Annotated in this window: 16 protein-coding genes; 9 read left to right on the top strand and 7 right to left on the bottom strand. The window is 75.9% G+C overall.

Annotated elements, in window-relative coordinates:
* Positions 1-2: 2 nt before the first annotated feature.
* A complete protein-coding gene (locus tag ACI798_RS04515) occupies positions 3-1,718 on the bottom strand; it encodes an alkaline phosphatase D family protein (protein ID WP_457047344.1) in 1,716 nt (571 codons plus the stop codon).
* Between the two features lie 72 nt (positions 1,719-1,790).
* On the opposite strand from ACI798_RS04515, the gene ftsY reads away from it, so the two are divergent.
* Positions 1,791-3,026 carry a signal recognition particle-docking protein FtsY gene (ftsY, locus tag ACI798_RS04510; RefSeq protein WP_456940150.1) on the top strand — a complete coding sequence of 412 codons (1,236 nt, stop codon included), beginning with the start codon at positions 1,791-1,793 and terminating at the stop codon, positions 3,024-3,026.
* Here the strand turns inward: ftsY and nicT are convergent.
* Positions 3,023-4,150, bottom strand: coding sequence for a Nickel transporter NicT (gene nicT / locus ACI798_RS04505; RefSeq protein ID WP_457047343.1), 1,128 nt, complete (start codon positions 4,148-4,150; stop codon positions 3,023-3,025). The genes ftsY and nicT overlap by 4 nt on opposite strands.
* A 337-nt stretch (positions 4,151-4,487) precedes the next feature.
* Here nicT and ACI798_RS04500 point away from each other — a divergent pair, with 337 nt between their 5' ends.
* The 4 genes from ACI798_RS04500 to ACI798_RS04485 all read left to right on the top strand — a co-directional run bounded on the left by ACI798_RS04500 (position 4,488) and on the right by ACI798_RS04485 (position 8,929).
* Positions 4,488-5,828, top strand: a complete 1,341-nt coding sequence (locus ACI798_RS04500; protein WP_457047342.1) for an ammonium transporter — start codon at positions 4,488-4,490, stop codon at positions 5,826-5,828.
* The gene (locus ACI798_RS04495) at positions 5,825-6,163 is read left to right on the top strand and encodes a P-II family nitrogen regulator (protein WP_073421809.1); all 339 of its coding nucleotides are present in this window, start codon (positions 5,825-5,827) and stop codon (positions 6,161-6,163) included. The genes ACI798_RS04500 and ACI798_RS04495 overlap by 4 nt, the downstream gene beginning before the upstream one ends.
* 105 nt (positions 6,164-6,268) lie before the next feature.
* Positions 6,269-8,635: a [protein-PII] uridylyltransferase gene (locus ACI798_RS04490; protein WP_457047341.1), complete on the top strand. Its 2,367-nt coding sequence runs from the start codon at positions 6,269-6,271 to the stop codon at positions 8,633-8,635.
* 87 nt (positions 8,636-8,722) lie between these two features.
* Positions 8,723-8,929: a hypothetical protein gene (locus ACI798_RS04485; protein ID WP_456940146.1), complete on the top strand. Its 207-nt coding sequence runs from the start codon at positions 8,723-8,725 to the stop codon at positions 8,927-8,929.
* Positions 8,930-8,953: 24 nt separating this feature from the next.
* Here ACI798_RS04485 and ACI798_RS04480 read toward each other — a convergent pair whose 3' ends face one another.
* Positions 8,954-9,997, bottom strand: coding sequence for a baeRF3 domain-containing protein (locus ACI798_RS04480; protein WP_456940145.1), 1,044 nt, complete (start codon positions 9,995-9,997; stop codon positions 8,954-8,956).
* Positions 9,994-10,464, bottom strand: a complete 471-nt coding sequence (locus ACI798_RS04475; protein WP_457047340.1) for a hypothetical protein — start codon at positions 10,462-10,464, stop codon at positions 9,994-9,996. The genes ACI798_RS04480 and ACI798_RS04475 overlap by 4 nt, the downstream gene beginning before the upstream one ends.
* Before the next feature lie 192 nt (positions 10,465-10,656).
* Here ACI798_RS04475 and ACI798_RS04470 point away from each other — a divergent pair, with 192 nt between their 5' ends.
* The 3 genes from ACI798_RS04470 to ACI798_RS04460 all read left to right on the top strand — a co-directional run bounded on the left by ACI798_RS04470 (position 10,657) and on the right by ACI798_RS04460 (position 13,776).
* Complete coding sequence (locus ACI798_RS04470) at positions 10,657-10,962, top strand: helix-turn-helix transcriptional regulator (RefSeq protein WP_457047339.1); 306 nt, start codon at positions 10,657-10,659, stop codon at positions 10,960-10,962.
* A 148-nt stretch (positions 10,963-11,110) separates the two neighbouring features.
* Complete coding sequence (gene ffh / locus ACI798_RS04465) at positions 11,111-12,694, top strand: signal recognition particle protein (RefSeq protein WP_457047338.1); 1,584 nt, start codon at positions 11,111-11,113, stop codon at positions 12,692-12,694.
* Positions 12,691-13,776 (top strand): amidohydrolase family protein, encoded by a 1,086-nt coding sequence (locus ACI798_RS04460; RefSeq protein WP_456940141.1) that lies wholly within the window; start codon positions 12,691-12,693, stop codon positions 13,774-13,776. Before ffh ends, ACI798_RS04460 begins: the two co-directional genes overlap by 4 nt.
* Here the strand turns inward: ACI798_RS04460 and ACI798_RS04455 are convergent.
* Both ACI798_RS04455 and ACI798_RS04450 read right to left on the bottom strand, forming a co-directional pair.
* Positions 13,773-14,381, bottom strand: coding sequence for a histidine kinase dimerization/phospho-acceptor domain-containing protein (locus ACI798_RS04455; protein WP_457047337.1), 609 nt, complete (start codon positions 14,379-14,381; stop codon positions 13,773-13,775). The genes ACI798_RS04460 and ACI798_RS04455 overlap by 4 nt on opposite strands.
* 69 nt (positions 14,382-14,450) lie before the next feature.
* The gene (locus tag ACI798_RS04450; protein ID WP_456940139.1) at positions 14,451-15,032 is read right to left on the bottom strand and encodes a hypothetical protein; all 582 of its coding nucleotides are present in this window, start codon (positions 15,030-15,032) and stop codon (positions 14,451-14,453) included.
* Between the two features lie 155 nt (positions 15,033-15,187).
* On the opposite strand from ACI798_RS04450, the gene ACI798_RS04445 reads away from it, so the two are divergent.
* On the top strand, positions 15,188-16,954 hold the full coding sequence (locus ACI798_RS04445; RefSeq protein ID WP_456940138.1) for a proline--tRNA ligase: 1,767 nt from the start codon (positions 15,188-15,190) through the stop codon (positions 16,952-16,954).
* Here the strand turns inward: ACI798_RS04445 and ACI798_RS04440 are convergent.
* Entirely contained in the window at positions 16,921-17,322 is a 402-nt protein-coding gene (locus ACI798_RS04440) for a VOC family protein (RefSeq protein WP_456940137.1), read from the bottom strand. The genes ACI798_RS04445 and ACI798_RS04440 overlap by 34 nt on opposite strands.
* Positions 17,323-17,376 lie beyond the last annotated feature (54 nt).

Raw genomic sequence — 17,376 nt, 5'->3', positions numbered from 1 at the left:
CGTCAGCCTGTCACCTCCGCCGCCGGGGCCGCAGCGGGCACCGGACCGGCCAGCGGCAGGTCGAGCACCTGCTGCAGGCACTCCTCGCCGTCGGGCCGGTGGTCGGTCACGTGCAGCACGAACCGCGCCCGCCGGCCCTCGAGCACCAGCTCGCCCACCTGGTTGCCGAAGAACGGCCCGGCCGCCTTGGTCCACTCGACCGACGCGGGACGGACGCGGGTGGCCCGCGCGAGCGCCCCGGTCAGCCGCCGCGCCCAGCGGCTCCAGCCGATCCGGAAGCCGACCCGGATCGGGTGCGGCGCCTGGTTGTGCAGCGGCGAGACGGTGAGCTGGTGCACCCGCCCGGCCAGGCCGCCGGGGGAGACCACCTCGGCGGCGTAGGCGTGGTGGACGTCGCCGGAGAGCACCACCGCCGTCGCCGGCGCCCGGCCCAGCTCGCCGCGGGCCACGGCCAGCAGCGCGGCGGCCAGCCGGTCGAAGGAGTGCCCGAACGCGGCCCAGTGCTCGAGGTCGGCGGCCTGCCGCAGCGCCTCGGCCAGACGGCCCAGCGGCCGCCCCTCGTGCCGGACCGCCAGCGCCTCGTCCCAGCGCTCGATCGCGTCGATCGCGTGGGGGAGCAGCCAGGGCAGCGACGTGCCGACCAGCAGGTGCTCGACGCCGTCCGCGACCGCGGCGCGCATCTGCTCCTCGATCCAGGCGAACTCGTCGTCGTCGACCATCCGGCGGGACCGCTCCTCGAGCACCCGCCCGGCCCGGCTGTCCACCATCAGCAGCCGCGCCTCGCCCCAGTGGCGCACGTAGCTCCAGCGCACCGACCGCGGGTCCCGGTCGGCGGCCTCGGCCATCTCGCGCAGCACCGGCTCGGCGTCGGCGCCCTCGGGCAGCGCGCACACGGCCTGCCACGTCCCGCTGGCCGCCAGCTCGGCGGGGGAGAGGTTGCCCAGGTGCTGGTAGACCCAGTAGCTGACCATGCCGCCGGCGATGCGGTCGTCCCACCAGTCGGTGGCGGTCACCCGGCGCCGCCAGGCGGCCGAGGTGTTCCAGTCGTCGATCATCTCGTGGTCGTCGAAGACCATGGACGACGGGATGGTGGCCAGCAGCCAGCGCACCTGCGGGTCGCTCCAGGACTCGGCGTAGAGCCGGGTGTACTCCTCCAGGTCGCGGACCTGGGCGCCGCGCTCCACCGCCCTGCCGCGGCGGAGGCCCAGCCACGTGCGGGTGGCCGGGGTGAGCTCGTCGGCGTAGACCTGGTCGCCGAGCAGCACCAGCGCGTCCGGCCACTCGTCCTCGGGCAGCGCCGCGACCCGCTCGGCGTAGGCGTCCAGCGCGTCGGGCGGGATGCCCTCGGCGACGTCGACGGTGCCCGGCGCGGCGTAGCGGCAGGAGCCGAAGGCCAGCCGGAAGGGCCCGGGCCGCCCGGGCGTGCGGATCCGGCTCGGCGGGAACGGCGAGCCCTCCTCGGGCCACACCCGGACGCCATCCGTGCCGTCGGCCGAGAGGTGCACCTCGTAGGGCGTGGTGCTGCCCGGCGCCAGCCCCTCCACGACGACGAGCGCGTAGTGGTGCCCGCCCACGCGGAAGGTGCGCGCGCTGCGCCCCAGGACCTCGACGGTGCACGCGCGGTCGGTCTCGACCCACACGGTCGCCGACACCGGGTCGACGTGCCGCAGCAGCGGGCCGAGCAGCAGGGCCGGGGGATCCCCGTCGGTCGGCGGCATGACCGCCAGCCTCGCCCACCGACCCGGGTTCCGCCCAGAGCCCGCCGTGCGGGAGCTGGGAGACTGACCGGCATGGAGTTCGTGCTGATCGCGATCGCGATCGTCCTCGTGGCCCTGGTCGCCGGGGTGGGTCTCCTGGTGGGCCGCGGCCGCCGCACCACCCGGCTGGACGAGGACGCTGCCGCCGGCACCACGCTCACCCGCCCGCGCCCGCCCACGGCGCCGCCCGCGCCGCCGCGGGAGGACCGCCCGTCGGGGGCCACCGCCTCCGGTCAGGGCCTCGCGCCGGCCGAGCCCGACACCGTCTCGCCCGAGCCGCCGCCCGCCGTCGAGCTGCCGCCGGCCGAGGCGGAGCCGGGCGTCGTCTTCGAGACGCCGCCGCCGTCGGCCGGCCGGCTGGTGCGGCTGCGGTCCCGGCTGGCCCGCTCGCAGTCCTCGCTCGGCCGCGGCCTGCTCACCGTGCTGGCCCGCGAGCGGCTCACCGAGGACGACTGGGAGGAGGTCGAGGAGACCCTGCTGGCCGCCGACGTCGGCGTCGCCGCGACCACCCAGATCGTCGAGCGGCTGCGCACCCAGTCGATGGTGCTGGCCACCGCCACCCCCGCCGACCTGCGCGCGCTGCTCGTCCGCGAGCTGACCGCCGTCCTCGGGCCCGACCTCGACCGCGGCCTGGCCACCGACCGGCACGGGGGCCGGCCCGGCGTGCTCCTCGTCGTCGGCGTCAACGGCGCCGGCAAGACGACGACGGTCGGCAAGATCGCCCGCGTGCTCGTCGGGGACGGCAGGAGCGTCGTCCTCGGCGCCGCCGACACCTTCCGCGCCGCCGCCGCCGACCAGCTCGAGACCTGGGGCGAGCGGGTGGGCGTGCTCACCGTCCGCGGGCGGGAGGGCGCCGACCCGGCGTCGGTGGCGTTCGAGGCGGTGCGCACCGGCGTGGAGGCCGAGGTCGACACCGTCGTCGTCGACACCGCCGGGCGGCTGCACACCAAGTCCGGCCTCATGGACGAGCTGGGCAAGATCAAGCGGGTCGTGGAGAAGCAGAGCCCGGTCACCGAGACGCTGCTGGTCCTCGACGCCACCACCGGCCAGAACGGCATCGTGCAGGCGCGGGTGTTCACCCAGGCCGTCGACGTCACCGGCGTGGTGCTCACCAAGCTCGACGGCACCGCCAAGGGCGGGATCGTCGTCTCGGTGCAGCGCGAGCTCGGCATCCCGGTCAAGCTGATCGGCCTGGGGGAGGGCGCCGACGACCTCGCGCCGTTCGAGCCGGAGGCCTTCGCGGAGGGCCTGGTCGGCGCCGCGGACTAGCGGGCCTCGGCCGGCTCCGACCAGCGCTGCTCGATCCGGCCGTACCGCCAGACCACCGCGGCGACCACCCAGGTCACCACGAACAGCCCGACGATCGCGAACCCGACGAACTCCAGGTCGAGGGAGGCCAGCCAGGCCAGCGGGCCGCCGTCGACGTGCAGCCGCTCGACCAGCAGGCCGACCAGCACGAGGGTGCCGATCACCAGGGCGACGGTCACCGACAGCACCGTGATGGTCAGGTTGTAGAAGACCTTGCGGACCGGCTTGAGGAACGCCCAGCCGTAGGCGCGGGACATCAGGACGCCGTCGGCGGTGTCGAACAGGCTCATGCCGGCGGCGAACAGGACCGGCAGGACGAGGATCGCGTACCAGGGCAGCACGAACGCCGCCGAGCCCGCGGCCAGCACCAGCAGCGCGACCTGGGTGGCGGTGTCGAAGCCGAGGCCCATGAGCAGCCCGACCGGGTAGAGGTGCCAGGCGCGGTCGACCCGGCGGGTCACGCGGCCCAGCAACCGGGCGAGGAAGCCGCGGTTGTGCAGGTGGTGCTCGAGCTCGGCCTCGTCGTACTCGCCGGTGCGCATCCGGCGGAACACCCGGGCGATGCCCATGGCCGAGCCCAGGTTCATCAGGCCGATGAGCAGCAGGAAGCTGCCGGCCACGAGGGTGCCGACCAGCGCCAGCGTCTGCCCGACGGCGTTGTCGTCCTCCTGGACCACCCCGGCCACCGAGCGCACCCCGGCCACCAGCAGCAGGCTCGCCGCGAAGACCACCGAGGAGTGGCCGAGGGAGAACCAGAAGCCGGTGCTCACGGACGGGCGGCCGTCCTCGACCAGCTTCCGGGTGGTGTTGTCGATCGAGGCGATGTGGTCGGCGTCGAAGGCGTGCCGGACGCCGAGCATGTAGGCGGTCAGGCCCACGCCGACGCCGAGCACGCCGGTGCTGCCCAGCCGGTACTCCTGCGGCGCCACGGCGAGGACGAGGACGCCCCAGCCGACGACGTGCAGCAGCAGCACGAACGCCGCCATCCCGCCGATGGACCGCCACTCGCGGGGCGAGAAGCCCCCGCCGACCCGGCCGGGCGATCGCGGTGCACCGAGCGGGGCGGGCACGGCTCGGGCGGGCACGCTCACGGGTTCCTCCAGCGGGGGGCGGCGGACGGACGGGCCGACCTTATTGCACACGGTTTGCAACTGCACACGCCTCGCAGACCGCGGCCGCGGGTGGCCGCGGCCACGCCGGTGCGCGCCCGCAACACGGCCGTCACACGACCCCGGGACACGCGGCGCGGAGTTCACGGTCCGGAAACGCGGCGACGACGCCTCCGGAAACAACGCCCCGGCACCGTGAACGCCGCGTCGCCGCCAGGGAGGGGGGCGACCGCGACCCCGACCGTCCCCGGCCCGCCGGGGCCCGTTTCCCTCGTTGCGGCCGACGGCCCACGACCCACCTCAGGAGGTTGCCGTGGTCAACACCGGCGACACCGCCTGGATCCTCACCAGCGCGGCTCTCGTGCTGTTGATGACGCCGGGCCTCGCGCTCTTCTACGGCGGCATGGTCCGCGCGAAGAGCGTGCTCAACATGATGATGATGAGCTTCGGCGCGCTGGCGCTCATCACCGTGCTCTGGGTGCTCTACGGCTACTCCGTCGCGTTCGGGAACGACGTCGGCGCCGGCCTGCTGGGCGACCCGGGCGAGTTCTTCGGGCTCAAGGGCCTCATGGAGGACACGACGAGCGAGGCCGGCGGCCTGCCGTCGATGGCCTTCGTCGGCTTCCAGGCCGTCTTCGCGATCATCACCGTCGCGCTGATCTCCGGCGCGATCGCCGACCGGGCGAAGTTCGGCTCCTGGATGGTCTTCGCCGGCCTGTGGGCCACCGTCGTCTACTTCCCGGTCGCCCACTGGGTCTTCGACTTCACCCTCACCGACGACGACGGCGTGGTCACCCACACCGGCGGCTGGATCGCCAACGACCTGGCGGCGATCGACTTCGCCGGCGGCACCGCGGTGCACATCAACGCCGGTGCGGCGGGGCTCGCGCTGGCCCTGGTGCTCGGCAAGCGGCGCGGCTTCGGCCGCGAGGCGATGCGCCCGCACAACCTGCCGCTCGTCATGCTCGGCGCCGGCCTGCTGTGGTTCGGCTGGTTCGGCTTCAACGCCGGCTCCGCGCTCGCGGCCAACAACACCGCCGCCGTCGTCTGGGTCAACACCCTCGCCGCCACCGGCGCCGCCGTCCTCGGCTGGCTGGTCACGGAGAAGCTCCGCGACGGCCACGCCACCTCGCTGGGCGCGGCCTCCGGTGCCGTCGCCGGCCTGGTCGCCATCACCCCGGCCTGCTCGTCGCTGTCACCGGTCGGCAGCCTCGTGGTGGGCGTCATCGCCGGTGCGCTGTGCGCCCTCGCCGTCGGGCTGAAGTACCGCCTCGGCTACGACGACTCGCTCGACGTCGTCGGCGTGCACCTGGTCGGCGGCCTCTGGGGCACCCTCGCCGTCGGGTTCCTCGCCACCGCCGGCGCCCCGGCCGGGGTCGACGGGCTCTTCTACGGTGGCGGTGTCGACCAGCTCTGGCGGCAGGCCGTCGGTGCCGTCGCGGTGCTCGTGTTCTCCTTCGTGCTGACGCTCGTGATCGCCACGGTCGTCAAGGCCGTCATGGGCTTCCGGATCAGCGAGGAGGACGAGGTCGCCGGGATCGACACCGTCGTCCACGCCGAGTCCGGGTACGACTTCACCAGCCTCGGGGGCGGCAGCGGGTCCGCCCTCCACCAGGCCACCACCCCGAAGACCACGGAAGGGGTCCGGGCATGAAGCTCGTCACCGCCATCATCAAGCCGTTCAAGCTCGACGACGTGAAGAACGCCCTCGAGCTGATCGGGATCACCGGGCTCACCGTCAGCGAGGTCCAGGGCTTCGGCCGCCAGCGCGGCCACACCGAGGTCTACCGCGGCGCCGAGTACCAGGTGGACTTCGTCCCGAAGGTGCGCATCGAGGTCGTCGTCGGCGAGATCGAGGCCGCCCGCGTGGTGGACGCCGTCGTCGAGTCGGCCTCCACCGGCCAGATCGGCGACGGCAAGGTCTGGGTCACGACGATCGACGAGATCGTGCGGGTCCGGACCGGTGAGCGCGGCGAGGACGCGCTCTAGCCGGGTCCCTGACCCGGAGACCGGGCATCGGCCGGGGTGGTGGGAGGACCCACCGCCCCGGCCGACGCCGTTCCAGCCCGTGGACCGAACCGACCAGGGGGGACCGTGCCGGACCTGAAGGGGCTGCCCGACCTGCCGCGCGCCGAGCGGGTGCGGGTGCTCGACGCCTGGCTGGGCGGCCTGCTGGCCGACGCCGTGGCCGGCACGCCGCCGCCGCGGCAGGGCCGCGGCGGGCCCCCGCCGCTGACCGGCACCGACGGCGTCGCGCTCGTCGCCGTGGGCAGCCTCGGCCGCCGCGAGCCGCCCCCGCACGGCGACCTGGACCTCGTGCTGGTCCACGACGGCCGGCCGGAGGTCGCCGCCCTCGCCGACGCCGTCTGGTACCCGATCTGGGACGCCGGCGTCCGGCTGGACCACTCGGTGCGCTCGGTGCCCGAGGCCGTGTCGGTGGCCTCCACCGACGTGAAGGCCGGCCTCGGGCTGCTCGACGCGCGGCTGGTCGCCGGCGACGCCGCCCTCGCCGGGTCGCTGCGCACCGCCACGCTGGCCAGCTGGCGGCAGTCGGCGTCGAGGCTGCTGCCGCAGCTGCGCGACCTGCGCCGCGGCCGCGCCCGCCAGGTCGGCGAGCTGGCCTTCCTCCTCGAGCCCGACCTCAAGGAGGCCTACGGCGGCCTGCGCGAGGGCCAGGTGCTGCGCGCCGTCGCCGCCGCCCAGCTCGGCGACGAGCCCTCCGCCGAGGCCGAGGCGGCCTACTCCTTCCTGCTCGACGTCCGCGACGAGCTGCGCCGCCGCACCGGCCGGCCCAACGACGTGCTCGTGCGCCAGGAGCAGCGCCCGGTCGCCGCGGCGCTCGGCCTCGCCGACGAGGACGTGCTGCTGCGCGAGGTGAGCCTGGCCGGGCGCCGGCTGGCCTTCGTCGCCGACGACACCTGGCGGCGCGTCGAGGCCGCGCTGGTCCGGCGGCCGCGCGCCCGCTACCGCCGGGTGCGCCGCGAACCGCTGGCCGAGGGCGTGGTGCGCCAGGGCGACGAGGTGGTGCTCGCCCGCGACGCGCGCCCGGCGGCCGACCCCGGCCTCGTGCTGCGCGGCGCCGCGGCCGCCGCCCGCGCCGACCTGCTGCTGTCGCCCTACACGCTCAAGGTGCTCGCGGTGCACTCGCCGCCGGTGCCCGAGCCGTGGCCGGCCGAGGTGCGCTGGTCGTTCCTGCGGCTGCTGGCCAGCGGCCGCTCGGCGGTGCCGGTCCTCGAGCAGCTGGACCAGGAGGGCCTGCTGGCGCGCCTGCTGCCGGAGTGGGCCCGGGTGCGGTCGCTGCCGCAGCGCCACCCGTGGCACCGGTTCACCGTCGACCGGCACCTGGTCGAGGCCGCCGCGGCCGCCGCCGAGCTCACCCACGACGTCGACCGGCCCGACCTGCTGCTGGTCGCGGCGCTGCTGCACGACCTCGGCAAGGGCTGGCCCGGCGACCACAGCGTCGTCGGGGAGCCGATCGCCGCCGGCGTCGCCGAGCGCATGGGCTTCGCGCCGGCCGACGTCGCCACCGTGGGCACGCTGGTCCGCCACCACCTGCTGCTGCCCGACACCGCCACCCGCCGCGACATCGACGACCCGGCCACCATCGAGCGGGTCGCCGACACCATCGGCCGGGACGCCCAGGTGCTGCAGCTGCTGCACGCGCTGGCGCAGGCCGACGGCGCGGCCACCAGCACCTCGGCGTGGTCGCCGTGGAAGGCGCACCTGGTCGCCCACCTGGTGGCCCGCGTGCAGGCGCACCTCGGCGGCACCGTCGTCGACGGGCCCGACCCGGTGCTGCACCCCACCGAGCCGACGGTCACCCAGGCCGGCGGCGACGGTGCGGTCACCGTGGGCGTCGAGGACGTCGCCGACGGCCAGCAGGTGACCATCGGGGCGCCCGACGCGCACGGCCTGTTCAGCCGGCTCGCGGGGGTGCTCGCGCTCAACCAGCTCGACGTCCGCGCGGCCAAGGTGAACGTCGTGGGGGGCCGGGCCACCGCCGTGTTCGCCGTCCGCCCGCGGTTCGGCCGCGCACCGCAGCCGACGATCCTCGCCGACGCCGTCCGCGCCGCCCTGGAGGGGACGCTGCCGCTGGCCGACCGGCTGCGCCAGCGCGAGGCCGACTACCGGCAGGACGCCGCCCGGTCCGCGCCGCCGCGGATCTCCTGGCACGACTCGGAGGTCAGCGGGGAGGCGACCAGCATCGTCGAGGTGCGCGCCGGCGACCGGGCCGGCCTGCTGTACCGGCTCACCGCCGCGCTCGCCGCCGAGGGCCTCGACGTCACCTCCGCGCGGATCGAGACCCTCGGGGCCGACGCCGCCGACTACTTCTACGTGTGCACCCCCACCGGCTGCCCGATCGACGCCGGGCAGCGGGCCCGGGTGGAGGCCGCGCTGGTGGCCGCGGCGCGCGGCGCCGTCCCCGACCCGGCGCGCACCGGAGGCGACACGCCGGGCTGAGGCGGCCGGGAACTGTCGGTGGCCCGTGCGACCGTCGGGACGAGGCGGGACGGACCGGTCCCGCATCCGACGCCGAGGGGGATCCGCGTGACCGTCCAGCAGACCGCAGCCCTGCCGACCTGGCCGTGCCGGGACTGCGGGGAGGACCGCGTGTTCGAGCAGCCGCCGTGCGCCGACGGGCACACCGACGACGGCGGCGAGTGCCCGGAGTGGATCTGCACCGGCTGCGGCGGTGCGCTCCTGGCCGGCGGGGCCGAGGTCGTCGTCGTGGCGGCGGTGCGCCGCGCGGCCTGAGGGAGGACCTCCGCGGCCTCCGGGTCACCGGAGGGTCAGCGCCACCCGGCCGGAGGCGGACAGGGCGCCGTCGGTCACGAACGCGATCCACCCGCCGCGGAGCAGGACCAGCTCGATCAGCTCGTCCACCACGTCGTCGACCACGTCGGGGTGCTCGACGTCGTCGGCGGGGAGGAGGAAGTCGCCGTCCGGGCTCAGGCGGGCCGGGTGGGCGAAGCCCTCCTCGACGGCGAGCATCTCCGGCCGCTCCCGCCGGGCGGCCAGCCAGGCCGCGTCGATGCCCTCGACCACCGCGTGCCGGGAGCGCCGCCGCTCCAGGTGGGCCAGCGCCTCGCCCTGACGGGACAGCAGGTACTGCTCGAGCACCTCGCGGATCCGCGGCACGAGCACCGGCAGGGGCGCGCGGGTCAGGTCGGCGGGCACCGTCCCGGCCAGCCGGGCGGTGTTGCGCGACAGGCGGCGGAAGCGGGCCGTCGCGCGGTCGTTGCCCACGAGGACCAGCGGGGCGGGGTGCAGCCGCAGGTGGGTACCCAGCGCCCGGTCGACCCGGCGCAGGAAGGCGTCGGCGTCCTCGTCCCGCGCCGTGAGCGGGAACGCCGACCGCGGCGGTGGCCGCAGCTCGCCGGCGACGCCCTCGAGCAGCCGCGCCTCCCGGCCCGACAGCAGCAGGACGACGTGTCGCGGCGTGCGGTGCAGGGCGCGGACCAGGTCCCGGGTGGCGAAGGTCGGGTCCACGACGACGCGGTCGGAGACGGGCACCGGCAGGCGCACCACCTCCTGCACCACGCCGTTCACGTAGACCGCGATCCCCGCCCCGGTGGGACCGCGCCGCGCGCCGGCCACCGCCCCGGCCACCGCGTCGGCCAGGGACGGGGGTGCGCCGTCGCGGGCCAGCCGGTCCGCGGCCTCGGCGGCCAGGCGCTGCAGGCGGGCGGCGTCGTCGTCGGTCATGCGGGGCGCCGGGGTCGTCGCCGCCAGCAGGGACACGCACCGGTCGGCGCGGACCGACTGCAGCAGGAGCACCTGCTCGGGGGAGGGCCACTCGATCCGGGCCCGGGTGGCCGTCACGGCGCCGGCCAGCCCAGCGGCACGGCGTCCAGCCGCCGGGCCAGGCGGGCGACGGTGCGGTCGAGGACCCGCTCGCGGCGGGGGCCGTGCAGTCCGGACAACCGGTGGACGCCGATGCGCACCGGGACGCCGGCGGCGGCCGCGCGCTGGACCACCAGGGTGACCAGCTCGGTCTCCTCCCGGTCGGCCTCCTCCACCAGCCGGGCCACGAGCGCGGCGTCGAGGGCGACGGGCACCCGCGGGACGGGCACGCGGGGGAGGAGCAGGGCGGTGTGCACCTCCAGCCCGGTCTCCCGGGCGGTGCGGTGGGCCTCGTCGAGGACCTCCGACGCGCGCTCGCGGCCGGTGACGACGGCCAGCAGCCGGGACGGGCCGCCCCTGGGCGGCCCGAGGGGACGGGCTGCGGCGGGCGCCGGGACGTCCGGCCGCGCGGGGGTGGTCGGCGGGGCGAGGTCGAGCGTGGTCACGGGGACTCCCACGGTCGGGCGAGGTCTCCCCCGGTCCCGGAGGACCGGCCGCGCCCGGGCGGGAGCCGGGACTGACGGGCGGCGGCTTCGCGGATGCGGTCGGGTACTCCCCTCGCACGAACCACAATACGTGCAATTCACTTCGGGTACAAGGCTGCGCGTGCGGAGCGGGGCCCGCGTACGGTGCTGCCCGTGGCCGTCTCCTCGCTCGGGTGGACCTTCCTGTCCAACCACGGCCACGTCCTGGTGAGCCTGGCGGCCGATCCCGAGGCCCGCGTCCGCGACGTGGCCGAACGCGTCGGGATCACCGAGCGTGCGGTGCAGATGATCGTGGCCGACCTCGAGCAGGCGGGCTACGTCGTCCGCGAGCGGGTGGGCCGGCGCAACCGCTACACCGTGTCCACCGAGGGGCACTTCCGCCACCCCCTCGAGGAGCACGTCCGCACGGGGGAGTTCCTCGCCCTGGTGCTCGGGGACGCCGCCTCCTCCCGGGGCTGACGGGCGGCACCGGTCGCGGCCGGACCGGTCGGCGCGCTGCGGTCGATACGCTGGGGACAGGAGGCGCGAGGACCCGGCCGGGTCCGTGCCGTGTCGCCGGTCGGTCTGACCGGCGGGCCGTGCCCGCGACACCCGACGAGGACGTGCTGTGTTCGAGACTCTCTCCGACCGCCTCGACAAGGTCTTCACCGGCCTGCGGGGCAAGGGCCGGCTGACCGACGCCGACATCGACGCCACCGCGCGCGAGATCCGCATCGCGCTGCTCGAGGCCGACGTCGCGCTGCCGGTGGTGCGCGCCTTCATCGCCGCGATCAAGGAGCGGGCGCGCGGCGCCGCGGTGTCGCAGGCGCTCAACCCGGCGCAGCAGGTCATCAAGATCGTCAACGAGGAGCTCATCGAGATCCTCGGCGGCGAGACCCGGCGGCTGCGCTACGCCAAGACCTCGCCCACGGTGATCATGCTCGCCGGTCTGCAGGGCTCCGGTAAGACCACGCTGGCCGGCAAGCTCGGCCGCTGGCTGAAGTCCCAGGGCCACGCCCCGTTGCTGGTCGCCGCCGACCTGCAGCGGCCCAACGCGGTCAACCAGCTCTCGATCGTGGCGCAGCAGGCCGGCGTCGACGTCTACGCGCCGGAGCCGGGCAACGGCGTCGGCGACCCCATCCGGGTGGCCGCCGACTCGATCGAGCACGCCCGCCGCACCATGCACGACGTCGTCGTCGTCGACACCGCCGGCCGGCTGGGCATCGACGCCGAGCTGATGGCGCAGGCCGCCGGCATCCGCGACGCCGTCCAGCCCGACGAGACGCTGTTCGTCGTCGACGCGATGATCGGCCAGGACGCCGTCACCACGGCCGAGGCCTTCCGCGACGGCGTCGGCTTCTCCGGCGTGGTGCTCACCAAGCTCGACGGCGACGCCCGCGGTGGTGCCGCGCTCTCGGTCCGCTACGTGACCGGGCAGCCGATCATGTTCGCCTCCACCGGAGAGAAGCTCACCGACTTCGACGTCTTCCACCCCGAGCGGATGGCCTCGCGCATCCTCGGCATGGGCGACGTGCTCACCCTCATCGAGCAGGCCGAGCAGGCCTTCGACGCCGAGCAGGCCGAGAAGATGGCCGGCAAGCTCGTCAGCCGCGAGGGGTTCACCCTCGAGGACTTCCTCGAGCAGATGATGGCCATCCGCAAGATGGGCCCGATCGCCAACCTGCTCGGCATGCTGCCCGGCGCGGGCGCGATGAAGGAGCAGCTCAAGCAGGTCGACGACCGCGACCTGGACCGCACCGCGGCGATCATCCGCTCGATGACCCCGCAGGAGCGGGTCGACTCGAAGATCATCAACGCGTCGCGGCGGGTGCGCATCGCCAACGGCTCGGGGGTGACCGTCACCGAGGTCAACCAGCTGCTGGAGCGCTTCGCGCAGGCCCAGAAGATGATGGGCCAGATGGCCGGCAGCATGGGCCTGCCGGGCATGGGCCCGATGTCGAAGAAGGCCCGCGGCCGGCAGATGCAGGCCCAGTCCTCGAAGAAGGGCAAGGGCAAGAAGGGCAGCGGCAAGAAGGCTGGCGGCGGCAAGGCCCCGGCCCGCCGGCCGATGGGCGCCCCGGGCCTGCCCCCGGGCGCCGGCTTCCCGGGCGGGCTGCCGGGCGGCATGCCCTCGCTGCCGCCGGGCCAGGCGCTGCCGGACCTGAGCAAGCTCGACTTCAGCAAGTTCGGGGACGAGCGGCCCGGGCGGTGACCGCCCCCGCCCTGCACCTGTCCGGGGTCGTCCTCCCCGAGGGCGAGCACCGCGACCTGTGGATCCGCGACGGCCGGGTCACCTTCGAGCGGGTCCCGGGCGCCGAGACCGTCTCCCGCGGCGGCTGGCTGCTGCCGGGCCTGGTCGACGCGCACTGCCACGTCGGCATCGGCCGGGGCGGGGTGCCCGTCGAGGACCTCGCCGGGCTGCGCGAGCAGGCGCTGGCCGAGCGGGCCGCCGGGGTGCTGGCGCTGCGCGACTGCGGCTCGCCGGTGGACACCCGGGCGCTGGACGACGAGCCCGACCTGCCGACGATCGTCCGCGCCGGCCGGCACCTGGCCGCGACCCGGCGCTACATCCCGGGGCTGGCGGTCGAGCTGGAGCCCGCCGGGCTGGTCGAGCAGGTGCGGGTGCAGGCCCGGCGCGGCGACGGCTGGGTGAAGCTGGTCGGCGACTGGATCGACCGGTCGGTGGGGGACCTCGCGCCCGAGTGGCCGGCCGACGTCGTGGCCGAGGCGATCGCGGCGGCGCACGAGGAGGGCGCGCGGGTCACCGCGCACACCTTCGGCACCGACGCGCTGCCCGACCTGGTCCGCGCCGGCATCGACTGCATCGAGCACGGCACCGGGCTCACCGAGGACCTGGTCGGCGAGATGGCCGCGCGCGGCACCGCCGTCGTCCCGACGCTGGTCAACGTGGAGAACTTCCCCGGCTTCGCCGCCGCGGGGGAGGCGAGGTTCCCGGCGTACGCGAGCACGATGCGGCGGCTGTACGCGTCCTCGGGTGCGGTGGTGCGGGCGGCGTTCGAGGCCGGCGTGCCCGTGTTCGCCGGCACCGACGCCGGCGGCGGCATCGAGCACGGCCGGATCGCCGACGAGGTCCGCGCGCTGTGCGATGCCGGCCTGCCCGCCGAGGCCGCGCTGGCCGCGGCGTCGTGGTCCGCGCGCACCTGGCTGGGCCTGCCCGGCATCGAGGAGGGCGCGCCGGCCGACCTCACCGTCTACGACGGCGACCCGCGCGCCGACCTCGGCGTCCTGACCCGGCCGCAGCTCACCGTGCTGCGCGGCCGGGTGCACCGCTAGGGGCCCCGAGCTCGAGGACCACCTCCGTGCCGCGGCGGGACGACGCCAGCCGTAACCCGCCGCCGGAGGCCTCGGCGGTGCGCCGGGCGATGTCCAGCCCGAGCCCGGTCCACCGCCGCCTCGGGCAGCCCCGGGCCGTCGTCGCGCACGGTCACCCGGGCGGCGCCGCCCGCGCGCGGCCGGACGCCGAGCACGAGCCCCGTGCCGTCGGGGGTGTGGGCGAAGACGTTGCCGATCAGGGCGTCGAGCGCGGCGGCGAGGTCCTCGGCGGGCACCCGGGGCCGGCGGGCCTCGCGGATCACGTCGTCGACCGCGCGGCCGACCGCGTCGACCCCGTCGAGGACGCGGTCGCGCCCCGCCGGCGGCAGCGCCTCGGCGTCCAGCTGCAGCGCGGTCAGCGGCGTGCGCAGCCGGTGGGCGAGGTCGGCGACGGACTCCCGCTCGGCGACCAGCAGCTCCTCGATCCGGCCGGCGAGCTGGTTGACCGCCGCCGTCGGCGCAGGTGACGTGCACCGGGGGGACACGGTTCCGACGACCCGCCGGGCGACGACCGCGGCGGCGACTCCGGCGGCGGGCACGGCGCCGACGACGGCTCCGACGACCACGGCTCCGACGACCGGGCGCTCCCGCCCGGGACGGCGTCCGCACGCCGTCCGGGCGGGAGCGCGGTCCGGTCAGACGCTGACGCCGGCGGCCGCGCAGGCGGTGCCGAACTCGGTGACCGGTCCGGTGAGGCCGGTGACCGCGGTGATGACGTCGCCGCCGGACTGTACGTCGTCGATCGCGGCGTCGGTGGCCGCGGAGACGGCGTCGGCGGCGGCGAGCACCGGCGCGCTGGCGTCCCGGTGCCCGGCCGGGGCGTCGCGCAGGGCCTCGAGCAGCGGGACGACGCCGGCCGGGTCGACGTAGCCGGTCTCGTCGACCGAGATCAGCGACAGGCCGACGTAGCCGAACCACCCGGCCACCGCCTGGCACAGGCCCTCGTCGCCGGGGACGCCCGCGCCGGGGACCGGCAGGTCCTCGTCGCTCGTGGGCACGCTGCCGGACCCGGGCGCGGGCTCCGTCCCGGGCGCGGGGTCGGTCACGGGCTCGGTCCCGCCGGTCTCCTCCACCGGCGGGGCGGCCGGCTCCGTCGAGGCCTCCGACCCCTGCGACACGGGCGTGGCCGAGCCGCTGACCGCGGTGGAGCAGGCGGCCAGCGAGGCGCCGGCGGTGAGGGCGAGGACGGCGGTGGCCAGGCGACGGGGGGTGCGCACGGGGGACTCCAGGGAGCTCGAGCCGGGTCTCGGCGGGGGAGGGCCGCCGGTCGGCGGCTCGCTGGGGACGACGGTCGCGGCCCCTGCTTGCGCCGCTCTTGCGAGCGGCTGACCGCGCGGCACAACCCGTTCGCGCGCCCTGGGAGACTCGTGCCGTGCTGTTGCGGATGTCCTCCCTGTTCCTGCGCACCCTGCGCGACGACCCGGCCGACGCCGAGGTGCCCAGCCACCGCCTGCTCGTGCGGGCCGGCTACATCCGCCGGGCCGCGCCGGGCGGCTTCACCTGGCTGCCCCTGGGCTACCGGGTCTTCCGCAACGTCGAGCGCGTCGTCCGCGAGGAGATGGACCGGATGGGCGCGCAGGAGGTGCACTTCCCGGCGCTGCTGCCCCGCGAGCCCTACGAGGCGACCAACCGCTGGACCGAGTACGGCCCCAACCTCTTCCGGCTGCAGGACCGCCGGGGCGCGGACTTCCTCCTCGGCCCCACCCACGAGGAGGTGTTCACGCTCCTGGTGAAGGACCTGTACTCGTCGTACAAGGACCTCCCGCTGTCGCTGTACCAGATCCAGACCAAGTACCGGGACGAGGCGCGGCCCCGGGCCGGGCTGTTCCGCACCCGCGAGTTCACGATGAAGGACAGCTACTCCTTCGACGTCGACGACGCGGGCCTGGACGCCTCCTACGCCGCGCACCGCGCCGCCTACGTCCGGATCTTCGACCGGCTGGGCCTCGACTACGTGATCGTCTCGGCGATGTCCGGGGCGATGGGCGGCTCCAAGAGCGAGGAGTTCCTCCACCCGACCGAGATCGGCGAGGACACCTTCGTCCGCTCGGCCGGCGGCTACGCGGCCAACGTCGAGGCGGTCGGCACCGTCGTCCCCGACCCGCTGCCGATCGAGGGCCTGCCCGAGGCGCACGTCGAGGACACCCCCGACACCCCGACCATCGAGACGCTGGTCGCCGTCGCGCGGGAGCTGTTCCCCGACGCCGGGTACACGGCCGCGTCGACGCTGAAGAACGTCGTCGTCACCCTGGTGCACCCCGACGGCACCCGGGAGCCGCTGGTGATCGGCATCCCCGGCGACCGCGAGGTCGACGCCAAGCGGCTGGAGGCGCAGGTGGCGCCGGCCGAGGTGGAACCGTTCACCGACTTCGAGGCGCACCCGGCGCTGGTCAAGGGCTACATCGGCCCGCAGGTGCTCGGGAAGGACAGCGAGTCGGGCATCCGCTACCTCGTCGACCCCCGCGTCGTCCCCGGCACCCGCTGGGTCACCGGCGCCAACGAGCCGGGCAAGCACGTGTTCGACCTGGTGGCCGGCCGCGACTTCTCCTGGGACGGCACCGTGGAGGCCGCCGAGGTGCTGCCCGGTGACCCCGCGCCCGACGGCTCGGGCCCGCTGGAGCTCGCCCGCGGCGTGGAGATCGGGCACATCTTCCAGCTGGGCCGCAAGTACGCCGACGCCCTCGGCCTCCAGGTGCTCGACGAGAACGGCAAGCTCGTCACGGTCACCATGGGCTCCTACGGCATCGGCGTCTCCCGCGCCGTCGCCGCGATCGCCGAGTCCACCCACGACGAGCTGGGCCTGGTCTGGCCGCGCGAGATCGCCCCGGCCGACGTGCACGTCGTCGCCACGGGCAAGGACGCCGCGGTGTTCGAGGCCGCGCAGGCCCTGTCCGACGAGCTGGTCGCCGCCGGGCTGACCGTGCTCTACGACGACCGGCCGAAGGTGTCGCCCGGGGTGAAGTTCAAGGACGCCGAGCTGCTCGGGATGCCGACCATCGTGACCGTCGGCCGGGGGCTGGCCGACGGCGTCGTCGAGCTGCGGGACCGGGCGACGGGGGAGCGGTCCGAGGTGCCGGTGGCCGACGCCGCCGCTGCGGTGCTCGCTCAGGTCCGGTCGGAGACCAACTCGACCTCGTAGCCGTCGGCGTCCTCGAGGTAGGCGGCGCGGTGCTGCGGGCCGCCGGCGAACGGGTGGCGGTCGGCGAACAGCAGCCGCCACCCGTGCGCCGGCGCCGCGGTCACCAGGTCGTCGAGGTCGTCGGCGGTGCCCGCCCAGAACGCGAGGTGGTTGAGGCCCGGCCGGCGGCGCTCGTGGGTGTCCGCGGCGAGGTCGGGGGAGTGCTCGACGACGACGTACACGTCGCCGAGCCGCCAGGACCGGCCGTGCTCCCACGACTGGTACGGCTGCGCGCCCAGCGCGGTCAGCAGCCAGCCCCACGAGCGCTCGGCGCGGGCGAGGTCGGGCACCCACAGCTCGACGTGGTGGAGCAGACCCCGGCTGGTCATGGCACGCCTCCCGGCATCTGGCATCATGGTCGGTCGAACACGGCGGTGCGCGGC

Source organism: Geodermatophilus sp. SYSU D01045 (assembly GCF_054050295.1).
Note: the sequence above shows the minus strand (reverse complement) of the source record. Positions and strands in the feature narration are given on the sequence as shown.